This is a genomic window from Dechloromonas denitrificans, assembly GCF_001551835.1.
In the GTDB taxonomy this organism is placed as follows: domain Bacteria; phylum Pseudomonadota; class Gammaproteobacteria; order Burkholderiales; family Rhodocyclaceae; genus Azonexus; species Azonexus denitrificans.
In genome coordinates this window covers 181,198-195,963 of sequence record NZ_LODL01000021.1, presented here as the reverse complement: position 1 = coordinate 195,963, position 14,766 = coordinate 181,198, and the positions used below count along the sequence as shown (strand labels likewise).

Annotated in this window: 12 protein-coding genes; 10 read left to right on the top strand and 2 right to left on the bottom strand. The window is 65.3% G+C overall.

The features are described 5' to 3' along the window. Positions 1-76 precede the first annotated feature (76 nt). The 7 genes from AT959_RS12030 to AT959_RS12000 all read left to right on the top strand — a co-directional run bounded on the left by AT959_RS12030 (position 77) and on the right by AT959_RS12000 (position 7,174). On the top strand, positions 77-820 hold the full coding sequence (locus AT959_RS12030; protein ID WP_066884373.1) for a substrate-binding periplasmic protein: 744 nt from the start codon (positions 77-79) through the stop codon (positions 818-820). After that, entirely contained in the window at positions 820-1,608 is a 789-nt protein-coding gene (locus AT959_RS12025) for a substrate-binding periplasmic protein (protein ID WP_066883402.1), read from the top strand. Before AT959_RS12030 ends, AT959_RS12025 begins: the two co-directional genes overlap by 1 nt. Position 1,609: 1 nt before the next feature. Further along, positions 1,610-2,902 carry a GGDEF domain-containing protein gene (locus AT959_RS12020; protein WP_066883400.1) on the top strand — a complete coding sequence of 431 codons (1,293 nt, stop codon included), beginning with the start codon at positions 1,610-1,612 and terminating at the stop codon, positions 2,900-2,902. Further along, positions 2,902-3,567, top strand: a complete 666-nt coding sequence (locus AT959_RS12015) for a response regulator transcription factor (protein WP_066883398.1) — start codon at positions 2,902-2,904, stop codon at positions 3,565-3,567. The genes AT959_RS12020 and AT959_RS12015 overlap by 1 nt, the downstream gene beginning before the upstream one ends. A gap of 13 nt (positions 3,568-3,580) precedes the next feature. Beyond that, entirely contained in the window at positions 3,581-4,831 is a 1,251-nt protein-coding gene (locus AT959_RS12010) for a sensor histidine kinase (protein WP_066883396.1), read from the top strand. A 50-nt stretch (positions 4,832-4,881) separates the two neighbouring features. Next, positions 4,882-5,160: a hypothetical protein gene (locus AT959_RS12005; protein WP_066883394.1), complete on the top strand. Its 279-nt coding sequence runs from the start codon at positions 4,882-4,884 to the stop codon at positions 5,158-5,160. Positions 5,161-5,272: 112 nt separating this feature from the next. Then, complete coding sequence (locus tag AT959_RS12000; RefSeq protein WP_066883392.1) at positions 5,273-7,174, top strand: LTA synthase family protein; 1,902 nt, start codon at positions 5,273-5,275, stop codon at positions 7,172-7,174. A 21-nt stretch (positions 7,175-7,195) separates the two neighbouring features. On the opposite strand, the gene AT959_RS11995 is transcribed toward AT959_RS12000, so the two are convergent. Together AT959_RS11995 and AT959_RS11990 are read right to left on the bottom strand one after the other, a co-directional pair. Then, a complete protein-coding gene (locus AT959_RS11995; protein ID WP_066883390.1) occupies positions 7,196-8,575 on the bottom strand; it encodes a sensor histidine kinase in 1,380 nt (459 codons plus the stop codon). Then, the gene (locus AT959_RS11990) at positions 8,562-9,251 is read right to left on the bottom strand and encodes a response regulator (RefSeq protein ID WP_066883388.1); all 690 of its coding nucleotides are present in this window, start codon (positions 9,249-9,251) and stop codon (positions 8,562-8,564) included. The genes AT959_RS11995 and AT959_RS11990 overlap by 14 nt, the downstream gene beginning before the upstream one ends. A gap of 75 nt (positions 9,252-9,326) precedes the next feature. Here AT959_RS11990 and AT959_RS11985 point away from each other — a divergent pair, with 75 nt between their 5' ends. From AT959_RS11985 to AT959_RS11975, 3 genes are read left to right on the top strand one after another with little or no spacing between them, the layout of a single operon-like run. Then, on the top strand, positions 9,327-10,553 hold the full coding sequence (locus tag AT959_RS11985; protein ID WP_240481817.1) for a TolC family protein: 1,227 nt from the start codon (positions 9,327-9,329) through the stop codon (positions 10,551-10,553). Then, positions 10,550-11,671 (top strand): efflux RND transporter periplasmic adaptor subunit, encoded by a 1,122-nt coding sequence (locus AT959_RS11980; protein ID WP_066883384.1) that lies wholly within the window; start codon positions 10,550-10,552, stop codon positions 11,669-11,671. The genes AT959_RS11985 and AT959_RS11980 overlap by 4 nt, the downstream gene beginning before the upstream one ends. Further along, positions 11,668-14,757, top strand: a complete 3,090-nt coding sequence (locus AT959_RS11975) for an efflux RND transporter permease subunit (protein ID WP_066883382.1) — start codon at positions 11,668-11,670, stop codon at positions 14,755-14,757. Before AT959_RS11980 ends, AT959_RS11975 begins: the two co-directional genes overlap by 4 nt. Positions 14,758-14,766: the final 9 nt, after the last annotated feature.

Sequence of the window (14,766 nt, the reverse complement as noted above, 5' to 3'; positions counted from 1 at the left end):
ATGAAAAATTACACATAACCTTCAAAAACGACTGCTTATACTTTAGTCATAGATATTGATCGTCGAGGCGTGCCTGTTGTCTGAATTTCGTCGAGTTTTCGCCAGCATCCTGCTGCTGTTCGCCGCCAGTGCCGGGCTGGCGGCCGGCGAGCGAAACCTGCGCGTTGCCGTCCTTGATAATTCGCCGCCGATGGCTTTTCGCGATGCGAATGGCGAACTGAGCGGTTTTTCGCTCGGCATCATCCGTGCCCTGTGCGAGGAAATGCGGGCCCACTGCAGCTTCCAGGTGACGACCCTCGACCGCGTCGTCGATGAACTGGCTGCCGGCGAGTACGACATTGCCGCGGTCAGCCTGCTCGACACCCCGGAGCGGCGGGCCCGGATCATTCTGGCCAAGCCCTATTTCCGCTCGATTTCACTGTGGTTCGCCAAGCCGGGGGTGTTGCCCGGGCAGGCCGGCATCCGCGTCGCCGTCGTCCGCGGTTCGGCGCAGGACCGCTTCGCCCGGGCCAAGGGGTGGGATACCGTCGGTGTGCAGACCAATGGCGAACTGGCCGAGCCGCTCAATGCCGGTCTCGCCCAGGCGGCGATCATTCCGATGAGCAGCGCCCTCAACCTGATGAAGCGACCGGAGTTTCGCCAGCTTGGCCTGAGCAGCAGCGTGATGCCCGAACCGGAACTGGGCGGCGATGCCTCGTTCGGCATTGCGCCGCGCCGGCCGGAACTGAAGGAACAAATTGACGCGGCGCTTGAGCGCATCAAGCGCAATGGGACGTATGATCGTATCAATTCCCAATTTCTGCCGTTTCGGGTGAATTGATGCGTTTTGTTGCGTTTTTCCTGCTCTGCTTCAGCCTTTGCCTGCCGCTCGCCCACGCGCTGGAGTTGCGTGTCGCGCTCGGCGTCCAGGATCTGGCCCCGAATGCGGCCGGCAAAAGTGGCGCAACCGGCGGCCTGGTCGCTTTCAACGAAGATCTGGCCCGCGAAATCTGCCGCCGGCTGAATGCGCGTTGCAGCTTCACTTACGGCATCTTTGCCAGCATCCTGCCCGATGTCGAGGCACGCCGCGCCGACCTCGGTTTCGGCAATTTCCTGCGCACGCCGGAGCGCGAGCGGCGGGTCGATTTCAGCGACTCGATCTGGCGCTCGTCGTCACGCCTGCTGGCGACGGCGGCCACCGCCCGCCGTTATGCCGACCATCCGGAAGGCGAGATGACGCTCGACAAATTGCGCGGCGTGCGGGTCGCCGTCATTGCCGACACGCAGCAGGCGATCTATCTGCGCAGCGTTGCCGCCGAGCAGCAACTGAGTTTGGTCGAGGCGAAAACCATGGCCGATACCTTGCGCCTGCTGCGCGACGGAAAGGCCGATTTTTCGCTGCTGACGATGCTCAGTGCCTTCGTCATGCTGAGCCGGGAAACCCCCGGTACTTTCGAGTTCGTCGGTCCGGCCATTGCCGAACGCGGCCTCGGCGGTACGGTGCATATTGCGCTGACCAAGGGCAACGCCACGTTGCAGCCGGCGGTCAATCGGGCGATTGCGGCGATTCGGGCCGACGGAACCTGGTTGCGCATCGTCCGTCGGCATTTCCCCTTCAATCTGGATTGAGATGGCGCCGCTGACCTTCATCCCCCGTCTCTCCGGTCTGCGCGCCGGTCACGCCTTCGGTTTTTTGGGGGCGGCCTTCATCCTGGCCTTCGGCATCATGGTGGCGCTGGTCGCCCTCGACCAGCAACGGGTGCTCGAAGCGACGGCCCGCCTGCAGGAACAGACGGTGCCGGAAATCATCCGCTACCAGCGTCTGGCGCGTAATCTGGAGCAGTTGCGCCAGGAAGGCGAGCGTGTTTTCTCGGCCGGCACGCCGCAAGCCCGGCAGCAGGCGATGTTCGTCGTCACCCTGGTCGCCAGCCACCCGAGCGTGCTGGAGCACAAGGAGGCGGCCGACCTGGCGCGGCAGACCGAACGCTTCCTGATCGATGTCGTGCGGCACTCGGCGCGCGATGCGCAAGCCTTTGCCGCCAGCTACGACGAATGGCAGCGTCTGGCCGGCCGCCTCGGTATCCTGGTCGATGACGTATCGATCCAGGGCATCAATCTGGCGACCGCCGACTTGACCGATGTTGCGGGCGCCATGCGCCTGGCGCGCTACAAGCTGACGGCAGCGCTGCTGGTGGTCAGCCTGTTTCTCGTCGTTTTCCTGTTCCTGGTCCGGGGGCACCTGATTCACCCCTTGCAGCGCATCGATCGGGCGCTGTCCAGCCTCAGCGTTGACCGGCCGGCGCCGGAGTTCAGGCCGTCGGCGATGGTCGAGATCCAGGTCGTCGAAGAGGCGATCGGCGAACTGCACGCTTCGCTGCTCGAGAACGAGGTGGCACGCCATGCGCTGGAAAAGCTGGCCAACAAGGACGGCCTGACCGGCCTGATGAACCGCCGCCACTTCCTGCAGACGGCCGACACCGAGTTGCAGCGCGCCCAGCGCTACCAGCGGCCGGTCACCGTCGGCATGGCCGACCTCGATTTCTTCAAGAAGCTCAACGACACCTACGGCCATGCCGCCGGCGATGCGGTCTTGCGCGCCTTTGCCGAACTGGCCAACGAGATGCTGCGCCAGTCCGATTTCGTTTGCCGCTACGGCGGTGAGGAGTTCGCCTTTCTCTTTCCGGAAAGCACGCTGGTCGAGGCCGAGAAGCTGGCCGAGCGTTTCCGGGCCCGCTGCGCCGACTACGACATCCGCATTCCCGACGGTCGCCTGGTCAGGGTCACGCTGAGCATGGGGCTGGCCGATGCCAGCGCCTGCCCGATCGAGGTTGCGCTACGGCGGGCCGACGAGGCGCTGTACATGGCCAAGCGCCAGGGGCGCAACCGGATCGTGCTGGCCGATGCGAGTGGTACGGTTGCCTGATGCATGTCCTGATTGTCGAGGATGACCCGCTGATTGCCGAGAATCTCTACGATTTTCTCGAGTCGCGCGGTCACCAGTGCGATTTCGCGACGACGCTGGCGGCGGCCCGGCAACTGCTGGCCCGATCGACGATCGATGCGCTGATCCTCGACCGCAACCTGCCGGATGGCGATGGCGCGACGCTGGCCCGCAGCCTGCGCAGCGCCGGCAAAATGCTGCCGATTCTGATGTTGACCGCCCGGGACGGGCTCGACGACAAGCTGGCCGGCTTCGATGCCGGGGCCGACGATTACCTGGCCAAACCCTTCGCGCTGAAGGAGGTCGAGGTCCGCCTGCTCGCCTTGCAGCGCCGTTGCGGCAGCCGGGGCGGCGAGGGGCCGCTGCAGCTCGGCCGACTGGCCTACGATCCGTCGGCGCAGGAAGTCCGCCTGGATGGCGAATTGCTCGTCCTGCCGCCGAAGGCGATCCGCCTGCTGGCCGTGATGCTGCCCCACCCCGGCCGCCTGTTTGCCCGCCGCGAACTGGAAATCGCCATCTGGGGCCACGAGCAGGAGTCCAGCGACAACCTGCGCAGCGTGCTGCATACCGTGCGCAAGGCACTGGGCAGCGGCGCCGTCGAAATCCAGAACGTGCATGGCCTTGGCTACAAGCTCGTCGCTGCCTGAACGGGCCCCCAGCATGCGCCTGCGCATCGCCCTGTCGCTGGCGGCGCTGGTCTTCCTGGTCATCCTGACCCTGTCGCTGTCGCTGGTCTTCCTGCTGCATGAGAAGGAAGAAGAGTTCATCAACAACCAGTTGGCCGATCAGATCGAATACAGCATGGCGATCTGGCGCAAGTCACCCGAGGCGGCGTTCCCCAACACGCCGGCGATGTGGCTGTATCGGGTTGCCAAGGACGAGACGGCAGGCCCGGCGAGGAGCGATGTGCCGCCGGTGTTCCGCCAGTTGACTGTCGGCAACCACGAAGCCTATCTCGGCAGCAAGGAATACCACGTCGCGGTGCGCGAGGACGACAGTGGGCGCTATATCCTGGCCTACGATGTCGCAGACCACGAATCGCGGCTCAACAGCCTGGTCTGGATCACCGTCTGTGCCTCGCTGCTGCTCTGCGTACTGACCCTGCTTGCCGGTTACTGGTTGGCCGGGCGCCTGAGTCGCCGGCTGGAACGGCTGGCCGAGCGCGTCGAGCATGAAAGCCCCGGCCCCCTGGTCGAACCCGGCATGGAACGCGAACTGCAGGCCGTCGCCGCAGCGCTCGACCATTCCCGGGCTCGCCAGGCCGCCGTCCTTGAGCGCGAACGCGCCTTCGCCGCCAACCTGTCGCACGAGCTGCGCACGCCGTTGACCGGCATCCGCACCGACGCTGAAATGCTCGCCGCCTTGCCCGATCTGCCCGCCGCCGTCGCCCGGCGCGGAAATCGCATTGTCAGCAGCGTCGACCGCATCAATGGCCTGGCCAGCAGCCTGCTCCTGCTGGCCCGTGAAGCGAAAGCCGGCCAGCCGGAAGAAATCCGCCTGCGCCCGGCCATCGAAGCGGTCTGGGAGTCGCTGCTCCTGGCCACGCCGAAGCCAGTCGGCCTCAGCCTCGATATCCCGGCCGAGGGCACGCTGGCCGCCGACCCCCGGCTGTTCGACCTGGTCCTGCGCAATATCCTCGACAACGCGCTGCGCTACAGCGAAACGGGCGACATCATCTGTTCGCTGAGCGGCCAGCTGCTGAGCGTGCGCGATAGCGGCCCGGGCTTTGCCGAAAGCGATCTGGCGCGGGTGTTCGATCGCTTCTTCGTCGGTCCGCGCGGCGCCCACGGACTCGGTCTGGCGCTGGTTCGCCACGTCTGCGCGGCCTGCGGCTGGCAAGTCAGTGCGCGCAATGCGCCAGCCGGGGGCGGCGAGATCATGCTCGACTTCGGCAGCAGCCGGCTCCACTGAGCGCCCGGTCCGGGTGGTATGCTGGCGCCCTCACTCAACGGGACCTATCGATGGCGACTTTCCTGGCTTTCCTGGCGCTGGCATTGCTGGTCGGTGCCTGCTATTTCATCTATCGCCGCTCGATGGCCTCGGCCGACGCGACGGATAAAAACGATCTGCAGCGCTTCATGGTGGCCAATCGGGAACTGCACCTGCAACGCATCGACCATGCACTGTGGGATAGCGCGATGCAGATCGCCAGCGGCGATGAAGGCGTGGCCAGGGCCCGTTACATCGAGCTCCGGGTCAAGCAGATGAAGAGCGAAGCCACCGCCGAGGCTGCCCGGTAAACTGCGCTTTCCGGTTATCTGGCTAGCCTCACAATTCCCTCACAACTCGCTCACTAAAGCCTCACGCGCGGTCGACTAAATTCACGAGCACTTTTTGTCTCGTGGTCGACTTATGAAGCGCTTTTCCGGATTGAACGGCAATGCCTTGCGTGTCTGGGGCCTGACGGCTCTACTGGCGCTTGGTGTATTTTTCGTGACCCGCCTGGTGCTGCTGGCTCATGCCGTGGTTTTCAGCGAACAGCCGGCGGGCGGCCTGCTCGGCGCCGTCGCGCTCGGCCTGCTGCGCGACCTGCCGGCGGCGGCGGTGGTCGCTTCGCCCTGGGCGCTCTTCGAATTGCTCGGCAAGCCAAGCTGGCGAGCCCGGCTGCGCTGGCCGCTGTTGGCGATCTATGTCTTCACACTGTGCTTCGTCGCCGTTTCGGAGACCATCTTCTGGGATGAGTTCAGCGTCCGCTTCAACTTCATCGCCCTCGATTACCTGGTGTTCACCACCGAAGTCATCGGCAATATCCGCGAGTCCTACCCGGTCGGCCAGATCGTCGGTGCCCTCGCCCTGCTTAGCGCGTTGCTCGTCTGGCTGCTCAAGCGGCCGCTGCATTCGGCCGTCGCCCGCAGCGTGCCGCGCCGCAGCCAGTTCGGCTGGGTGCTCAGCCTCGTCGTGCTGGTCTGGGTCGTCGCCTACAAGATGGCGCCGCCCGAATTCTCCAGCAGCAATTTCGCCAACGAACTGGCCGACAACGGCTGGCGCAGCTTCCTGTGGGCGGCTCGCCAGAACAAGCTGGACTATCGCCAGTTCTACGCTACCCGCCCGGATGCCGAGGTGATCAGCGATCTGCAGCGCCTGTCCGGTCACGCCCGGGTTTCGGCGACGCACGACGCGGTTCAGAAGGTGGCCTACAAGTCGGGCTTCCCCGGTGGCAAACAGCCGAATGTCGTCGTCGTCATGATGGAAAGCATGTCGGCCGAATACATGGCGACCTTCGGCAACACCGAGAACCTGACGCCGAGCCTGGACAAGCTGGCCGGCGAGGGCATGCTGTTCACCCACCTCTATGCCGCCGGCACGCGTACCGTGCGCGGCCTGGAAGCGCTGTCGGCGGCGCTGCCGCCGCTGCCCGGCAAGTCGGTCGTGCGTTGGCCGGACATCACCAACCTGAACACGCTCGGCGCTTCGCTGGCCGAGCGCGGCTGGGCGCCGCATTTCCTCTATGGCGGCTATGGCATGTTCGACAACATGAACGGTTATTTCGGCGCTCAGGGCTACAAGGTCACCGACCGCACCGGCTTCAAGGACGGCCTGGTCGAGTTCGAGAATGTCTGGGGCGTCGCCGACGAGCATCTGTTCGACCAGGTGCTGCTTGAAATCGACCGGGAAACGGCCACCGGCAAGCCCTTCTTCGGCCACGTCATGACCGCCTCCAACCACGTGCCCTTCACTTACCCGTCCGGCCGCATCGACATCCCGTCGCCGGGCAAGCGGGCCGGCGGCGTCAAGTACGCCGACTATGCGGTCGGTCGTTTCATCGAGATGGCCAAGCAGAAGCCGTGGTTCGACAACACCATTTTCGTCTTCGTTGCCGACCACTGCGCGAGCAGCGCCGGCAAGGCCAAGATCCCGGTCCATCGCTATCACATCCCGGCCATCGTCTATGCGCCGAAAATGATCTCGCCGCAGCGCGTCGATACGCTGGCCAGCCAGATCGACCTGGTGCCGACCCTGCTCGCCATGCTCGGTCTGGAAAAGGACGATCATTTCGTCGGCCGCAATATCCTGCAGGTGCCGCCGGAGGAGGGCCGCGCCCTGCTCTCGACTTATCAAAACCTCGGTTATCTGAAGGGCGATGTGATGACGGTGCTGCAACCGCGCCGCAAGATCGAAACCTTCCGGATCAGCGCCGACGGCAAGGATGCGCAGCCGATGGCAACCGATCCGAAACTGGCCGAGGAAGCGATTGCCTACTTCCAGGGGGCGGCGCTGCTGATGGAGCGGCACGGCAATGACGGCCGCCATTAGGCCAGGCCGGTCGCTGCCGCGCTAAGCGGAGGCGGTCGGGCGCTGGGCGGGGAAGCTGGCCAGCAGGCAGGCACCGCCCAGTTTTTCCGAGACCTGCGCGACGACGTTGCCGCCATGCTGGCGGGCGATTTCGCGGACGATGGCGAGGCCGAGGCCGTTGCCGTCGCTCAGGCTGCCCGGTGCCTGGTAGAAGCGTGCGAAGACCTTGTCGCGCTCGCCGGCGGCGATCCCCTTGCCGCTGTCCTCGACGCTGAGCCAGGCCCGGCCATCCTTTTCGCCACAACTGACGGTGACCATGCCGCCTTCCGGCGTGTAGCGCAGCGCGTTATTGAGCAGGTTGCCGAGCAGTTCTTCGAGCAGCAGGCTGTTGCCGTGCATGAAGGCCGGCGCCAGTTCGAAGCCGAGATCGATCTGCCGGCTGAAGGCCAGCGGCAGCCAGCTTTCGGCCACTTTCTGAACCACCGCTTCCAGCGCAACCTCGGGTTGCGTCTGGGCCGGCGAGGGCTCGGCCCGGGCCAGCGCCAGCATCTGGGCGACCAGGTGCGACAGGCGCTGGGCAGCGGTTAGCACGCCATCCAGTTTTTGCCGGGTGTCGGGCGCCGACTCGCTGCGCGCCGCCTCGACCTGGGCCTGCAGCGCCGCAATCGGGGTACGCAACTGGTGGGCGGCATCGGAGACGAAATTGCGCTGGCTGGCCAACGAGCGTTGCAGGCGCTGCAGCAGTTCGTTGATTTCGGTGACGACCGGCCTGATTTCTTCGGGGACGGCGACCAGGACCGGGCTGAGATCGCTCTGCGAGCGCCCGGCCAGTTCCTGGCGCAAGGCCGACAGCGGGCGCAGGGCGGAGCGGACACCGAACCAGACGACGGCCAGGCTGACCACGATCAGCAGCAGTTCGGGGAGCAGCATGCCGAGAATGATTTCCCGGACCAGCGCATTGCGCTTGACCAGCGTTTCGCCGGCCAGCACCGTTATCGTCGAGCCGGCCAGCTCCTTTTGCAGCGCCGCAATGCGGATCGGCCGCCCCTGCAGCCAGCCATCGAAGTAATAGCGCCCTTCCTTGCTGGTGATTCTCGGTTGCGTCGCTGCCGGCATCGGCAGCCCGGCCTCACCATCCAGCACCTCGCCGGCCGGGCCGCGCACCGCGTAGAAGGTGTCGTCGAACTTGTCGGTGAGCAGTACCGCCCGCGCCTGCGGCGTCAAGGGCAGTTGCGGTTTGCCGTCGACGATGCGCAACTGGTCGGCAATGGCCAGCGTCGTATCGAACAGCGCGCGGTCATAGGCCTTGGTGGCGCTGCGCCAGGCGACCCAGTAGGCGGTGGCGGCGCCGGCCAGCAGCAGCACCAGCATCGCCGGCAGCAGCTGGCGGAGCAGCAGGAAACGCAGGCTAGCCTGCTTCATCGCCGTCCTTGTCGGGTTTCTCCAGGTAATAGCCGAGGCCGCGCACGGTGCGAATGGTGATGCCGGCCGGTTCGAGCTTGTTGCGCAGGCGAGAGATGAATTTCTCGATGGCATTGGGGGTGATTTCGTCATCCCAGCTATAGAGCGCCTGCATGATCTGTTCTTTGTTGACGATACGATTGACCCGGCTGGCCAGGAACTCCAGTGCGGTCCATTCGCGGGCGCTCAGTTCGAGCGCCTTGCCGGCCAGCCAGGCGCGCTTGCCGACCGTGTCGAGTTCCAGCCGGCCGAGCCGGATGTTCGGTTCGCCAGTGCCGGCGCCGCGGCGGATCAGGGCGCGGACGCGGGCTTCGAGCTCGACCAGGGCGACTGGCTTGACGACGTAATCGTCGGCCCCGAGGTCGAGCAGGCGGACCCGCTCCTCGATCGCCATCCGGGCCGACAGGATCAGTACCGGCGTGCGTTGCTTGCGGGCACGCAGGCGTTGCAGCACGGTGCTGCCATCGAGGCCGGGCAGGCCGAGATCGAGAATGGTCAGGTCAAAGCTCTCGTTTTCCAGCCAGCGGTCGGCGGTCAGGCCATCGGCGGCGACTTCGACGAGATAGCCGGATTGGCCCAGGGAACGGGCCAGACCGTCGGCCAGCAGGGCGTCGTCCTCGACAAGAAGTATGCGCATCGGGTGTCAGAAATTGGTCAGCGGAGCGCCATACGATACCACTCCGCTTTCCCAGTCAGAGCAATGCGATCCTTATTGTTTTTCCTGATACTGCCGACGCTGGCCATGGCGCAAGGAACTTCCCCCTTGAGCCTGCGCGAAGCCGAGCTGCTCTGGCAGGAGCACAGTCACGAACTTCGCCTCGGCCAGGCCGCCGTGGCCGGGGCCGCCGCCGATGTGACGGCAGCCGGGCAAATTCCCAACCCCGACGTCTCGCTGAACATGCTGTCGATCAGCCCGTGGTCGGGCTACGGCGCCGGCCCGTGGAAGGACAAGAAAATGGATACCCAGCTCCGCCTCGATCAACTGATCGAGCGCGGCAGCAAGCGCGAGTTGCGGGTCAAGAGCGCCGCAGCCCGCCTCGATGCGGCGCGTTTCGATCTCGATGACGCTGCCCGCCAGCAATTGGGCCTGCTGCGCTACGCCTACTACAACCTGCGCCTGGCCCAGGAACGGTTGGTCCTGGCGCAGGAAAGCGCGGCGCTCTACGGCAAGAGTGCCGAGGCCGGCAAGTTGCGGAAAAAGGCCGGCGACATTGCGCCGGTCGACCTCTCCCGCCTGCAGATCGATCAGGCGCGGGCCGACAGCGATGCACGGCAGGCGCTGACCGAATTGCAGCAGGCCCGGCAGGCGCTGGCCTACCTGATTGGCCGCGAAGCCGAGGCCGAGTCGCTGGTTGCCGCCGATAGCTGGCCGGCGCTGGAAGCATTGGCCTTGGCCCAGGCGCCGCTCGAGCAGAGGCCAGACCTGGAGGCGGCCAGCCGCCGCCTGCAGGCAGCCGAGGCCGAGCGCGATCTGGCGAAAGCGAAGAAAAGTCGCGACGTTACGCTTGGCGTCCAGTACGAACACAACATGCAGAACGCGCCGACCAACAGCTACGGTTTCGGGGTCAGCCTGCCGCTCTTCATCTGGCACGAGTACGAAGGCGAAATCGCCCGCTCCGAAGCCGACCTCGATGTCGCCCGCCGGCAACTGGAGCAGTTGCAGGCGCAGGCGACCGGCCAGGTGGCGCAGGCGCGCAATGCGTTGCTCTCGGCGCGGGATCGCTACCAGAGACTCGAAGGCGGCTTGCTGGCCGATGCCGAACGGGTCGCCAAGGCCGCCGAGTTTGCCTACGGCAAGGGGGCGATGGGGCTGATGGATCTGCTCGATGCCCGCCGGACGCTGCGCCAGATTCAGATCGAGGCGGCCAGCGCGCGCGCCGATTACGCCAAGGCATTGTCGGACTGGCAGATCCAGGCCGAATTCAGGAAAGCGAAATGAAGTTCACACCCATCCTTCTCTCCATGTTGCTGGCCCTGACCGCTTGTTCCGGCGAACCCGAACCGAAACAACAGGCGGCGTTCAAGGTCGATGGCGAGCGCATCACGCTGAGCGAGCCGGACAAGGCGACCTTCCTCAAACTGGCGACGGTCGAGCGTGATCCGGGCGGCGTGCTGCGCCTGCCCGGCCGGCTGGTCTGGAACGAGGAAAAGACGGTGCGCGTTTTCCCGCAACTGGGTGGCCGGGTGCAGAGTCTGGCGGTCGACGTCGGCGATACGGTAAAAACCGGCCAGGCACTGGCCGTGCTCAATTCGCCGGATTACGGCCAGGCCCTGGCCGACGCGCGCAAGGCGAGGGCCGAGGCGCAGGTCGCGGCTCAGGCGCTGGACCGCAGCCGCCAGTTGCGTGAAGCCGGCGTCATCGCCGAAAAGGACTGGCAACAGGCCGAGGCGGCCGCCGTCGCGGCCAAGGCCGAAGGCGAACGGGCCGCCCGCCGGCTGGCCGGGCTGGGCGGCGAGGCCGACGGTTCCTACGTGCTGCGCAGCCCGCTGGCCGGCGTTGTCGTCGAGCGCAACCTGAACCCGGGCATGGAGTTCCGCCCCGAGCAGGCGACCACGCCGCTATTCGTGGTCACCGATCCGGCCAGCCTGTGGATCCAGATCGATGCCGGCGAGGTGGACCTGGCCCATTTGCAGACGGGCGAGCCGCTGCTCATCGAATCGCGGCAGTATCCCGGCGAACGTTTCAAGGGCGTCATACGCCACGTCGCCGATTTCGTCGACCCGACGACGCGGACGATCAAAGTGCGCGGCGAGGTGCCGAATGCCGAGCGCCGCCTGAAAGGGGAAATGTTCGTCAATGCGCTGGTCGAACTGCCGGCGACGCAGGCCTTGCGGGCGCCGGCAACGGCAGTTTTCCTGTTCGGCGACAAGCGCTATGTCTTCGTTGAGGAAGCGGCCGGCAGCTACCGGCGGCAGCCGGTTCGTTGCGGCACCGAACGCGACGGCTGGATCGAGCTCGAGGGCGTCAAACAGGGCGACAAGGTCGTCGTCGAAGGCAACCTGCACCTGCTGAAGTTTTTCAAGCCGCTGGCCGCCGACAAGCAGGCGGCGAAATGATCAAGCGGATCGTTCATTTCGCCCTCAACCAGCCGCTCTTCATCATTCTCGGCCTGGTGCTGTTCATCGGCATCGGCGTGATTGCCTTCAAGAACCTGCCGATTGAGGCCTTTCCCGATGTGACCGATACCCAGGTCACAGTGATTTCCCTTTACCCGGGGCGGGCGCCGGAAGAGGTCGAGAAGCAGGTGACCATTCCGCTGGAGATTGCCCTGTCCGGCGTGCCGAACTCGATCCGCATGTTCTCGCACACTCAGTTCGGCCTTTCCTTCATCGTCGTCACCTTCGACGAAAAACCGAGCCTGTTCATGGCCCGCCAACTGGTCGAGGAACGCCTGCGCGGTCTCGATCTGCCGGCCGGCGTCGAGCCGGAACTGGCGCCGCCGGCGACGGCAACCGGCGAAATTTTCCGTTACCGGCTCGATGCGCCCGGCTTGAAACCGAGCGAAGTGCGCGCCATCCAGGACTGGACGGTGGCCCGCCAGATCAAGCAGGTGCCCGGCATCGCCGATGTCGTTTCGCTCGGCGGCCCGATCCGCCAGTACGAAGTGCGGCCGAACCTGGCCAAGCTGCGCGACTACAAGATCACCATCGGCCAGTTGTTCAATGCGCTGCAACGGGCCAACGCCAATGCCGGCGGCGGTTCGGTGGCGCAGGGCCGGCAGCAGTTCCTGATCCGTTCGCTCGGCCTGCTCCGTTCGTCGGCCGATATCGGCCAGGTCGTGGTCGCCGAAAACAAGGGCACGCCGGTGTTGATCCGCGATCTGGCCGAAATCGTCGAGTCGCGGGTGCCGGAGCAGGGCATCGTCGGCATCAGCGATGCCAACGGCGACCAGGACGACGTGGTATCGGGCATCGTGCTGCTGCGCAAGGACGAGAATCCGTCGATGGTGCTCGACGCCCTGAAGACCAAGGTCGATGTGCTGAATGCCGGTGGCCTGCCGCCCGGCGTGCAGATCGTGCCCTTCTACGACCGTTCCTGGCTGATCAGCAAAACGCTGAAAACCGTCTTCATGAACCTGCTCGAAGGCGCCCTGCTGGTCACGCTGGTTCTCTACTTGTTCCTGGCCGACCTGCGGGCGGCGGCGATTGTCGCCTCGATCATTCCGCTCGCCCTGCTCGGCACTTTCATCGGCCTGTCGGCGGTCGGCATCCCGGCCAACCTGCTGTCACTGGGGGCGATGGACTTCGGCATCATTGTCGATGGCGCGGTGATCGTCATCGAAAACATCTTCCGCCGCCTTGGCGAAGCCAATCGCGACGACGATCACCGGCCGCATACGCGGACGATCCAGGAGGCGGTGGTCGAAATCGGCCGGCCGACCGTGTTCTCGATGGTCATCATCATGGTCGCCCACCTGCCGATCTTCACCATGCAGCGCCACGAGGGCAAGATTTTCGCGCCGATGGCCTACTCGGTGGTGGCGGCGCTGATCACCTCGCTGATCCTGTCGCTGACGCTGGTGCCTTTCCTGAGCAAGATCGCTTTCCGGAAAAACGTGCCGCACGAAGAAACGATGCTGATGCACTGGTTCATGAACCGCTACGAACCGGCGCTCAAGTGGGTGCTGGCCAACACTCGACGGGTGCTGCTGATCGCCCTTGGCGCCCTCGCCATCACGGCGGCGCTGGTGCCGCAACTGGGCACCGAGTTCCTGCCCGAGCTGAACGAAGGCTCGATCTGGATCAACATCACGCTGCCGACCTCGGTTTCGGTCGATGAGGCGAAGAGCGAACTGCGCAAGCTGCGCCGGATCATTGCCGACTTCCCCGAAGTCAATGCGGTGATTTCCAAGGGCGGCCGGCCGGAAGACGGCACCGATCCGAAGAACATCAACATGACCGAGATGCTGGTCGACCTGAAGCCGGACAAATTCTGGCGCAAGGGCGTCAGCAAGGACGAACTGGTCCGCGAGATGGAGGACAAGCTGAACGACATGCCGGGCATCGAGCCGACCTTCAGCCAGCCGGTGCGCGACCAGATTCTCGAATCGATCTCGCAGATCGACGGCCAGATCGTCGTCAAGCTGTTCGGCGACGATACGGCGACCCTCAAGCTGCACGCCAACCAGCTGCTCGAGCGGATCGGCAAGGTGCCGGGCGTCGTCCGCGCCTTCATCGACCGCGACGGCGATCTGCCGCAATACCGGCTGGAGATCGACCGGGCGGCAGCGGCGCGCTACGGCCTGAACGTGATGGATGTGCAGGACGTCGTCGAAACGGCGCTGGCCGGCAAGGCGGCGACCGAGTTGTGGGAAGGCGACCGCCATTTCAGCGTCGTCGTCCGCCTCGACGAGCCGTCGCGCCAGCTTGAGCGCCTGAAGGAGGTGCTGGTGCCGACCCCGTCCGGGGCGCAGGTGCCGCTGTCGGCGCTGGTCGATTTCAAGATGGGTAGCGGGGCGATGAACATCGCCCGCGAATCCGGCCAGCGCGTCGTCGCTATCGGTGTCTTCATCCGCGACCGCGACATGGGCAGCGTCGTCGCCGACATGCAGACCCAGGCCAAGGACATCAAGCTGCCGCAAGGCTACTCGATCACCTGGTCGGGCGAGTTCGAGAACCAGGAACGGGCGATGAAACGGCTGATGCTGGTCGTGCCGCTGTCGATCCTGATGATCTTCGTGCTGCTCTTCGATGCTTTCGAATCCTTCAAGGATGCGCTGATCATCATCTGCAACATTCCGTTCGCGCTGATCGGCGGCATTTTCGCCTTGCTCATTTCCGGCATCCCGCTCTCGGTCTCGGCGGCGATCGGCTTCATTGCGCTGTTCGGGCAGGCGGTGCTGAACGGGGTGGTGATGGTCAGTTACTTCAACCAGTTGAAGCAGCAGAAGCTCGAGACCTATCAGGTGGTTTTCCAGGGTGCGCTGTCCCGGCTGCGCACCGTACTGATGACCGCCTTGCTGGCCATGCTCGGCCTGCTGCCGATGGCGCTGTCGCACGGCATCGGTTCGGAAACCCAGCGGCCGCTGGCGCTGGTCGTCATCGGCGGCCTGATCTCGGCAACCCTGCTCACCTTGTTCGTGCTGCCGGCGCTTTACTACTACGTGGCGACCCATCCCCGGCTGGCCCGGGCGCTGCACTGAGGCGAGCAG

Excerpts from the sequence above, each read along its gene's own strand:
- AT959_RS12025 (WP_066883402.1), top strand. The coding sequence starts at position 820 with ATGCGTTTTGTTGCGTTTTTCCTGCTCTGCTTCAGCCTTTGCCTGCCG.
- AT959_RS12020 (WP_066883400.1), top strand. The coding sequence starts at position 1,610 with ATGGCGCCGCTGACCTTCATCCCCCGTCTCTCCGGTCTGCGCGCCGGT.
- AT959_RS12015 (WP_066883398.1), top strand. The coding sequence starts at position 2,902 with ATGCATGTCCTGATTGTCGAGGATGACCCGCTGATTGCCGAGAATCTC.
- AT959_RS12010 (WP_066883396.1), top strand. The coding sequence starts at position 3,581 with ATGCGCCTGCGCATCGCCCTGTCGCTGGCGGCGCTGGTCTTCCTGGTC.
- AT959_RS12005 (WP_066883394.1), top strand. The coding sequence starts at position 4,882 with ATGGCGACTTTCCTGGCTTTCCTGGCGCTGGCATTGCTGGTCGGTGCC.
- AT959_RS12000 (WP_066883392.1), top strand. The coding sequence starts at position 5,273 with ATGAAGCGCTTTTCCGGATTGAACGGCAATGCCTTGCGTGTCTGGGGC.
- AT959_RS11995 (WP_066883390.1), bottom strand. The coding sequence starts at position 8,575 with ATGAAGCAGGCTAGCCTGCGTTTCCTGCTGCTCCGCCAGCTGCTGCCG.
- AT959_RS11990 (WP_066883388.1), bottom strand. The coding sequence starts at position 9,251 with ATGCGCATACTTCTTGTCGAGGACGACGCCCTGCTGGCCGACGGTCTG.
- AT959_RS11980 (WP_066883384.1), top strand. The coding sequence starts at position 10,550 with ATGAAGTTCACACCCATCCTTCTCTCCATGTTGCTGGCCCTGACCGCT.
- AT959_RS11975 (WP_066883382.1), top strand. The coding sequence starts at position 11,668 with ATGATCAAGCGGATCGTTCATTTCGCCCTCAACCAGCCGCTCTTCATC.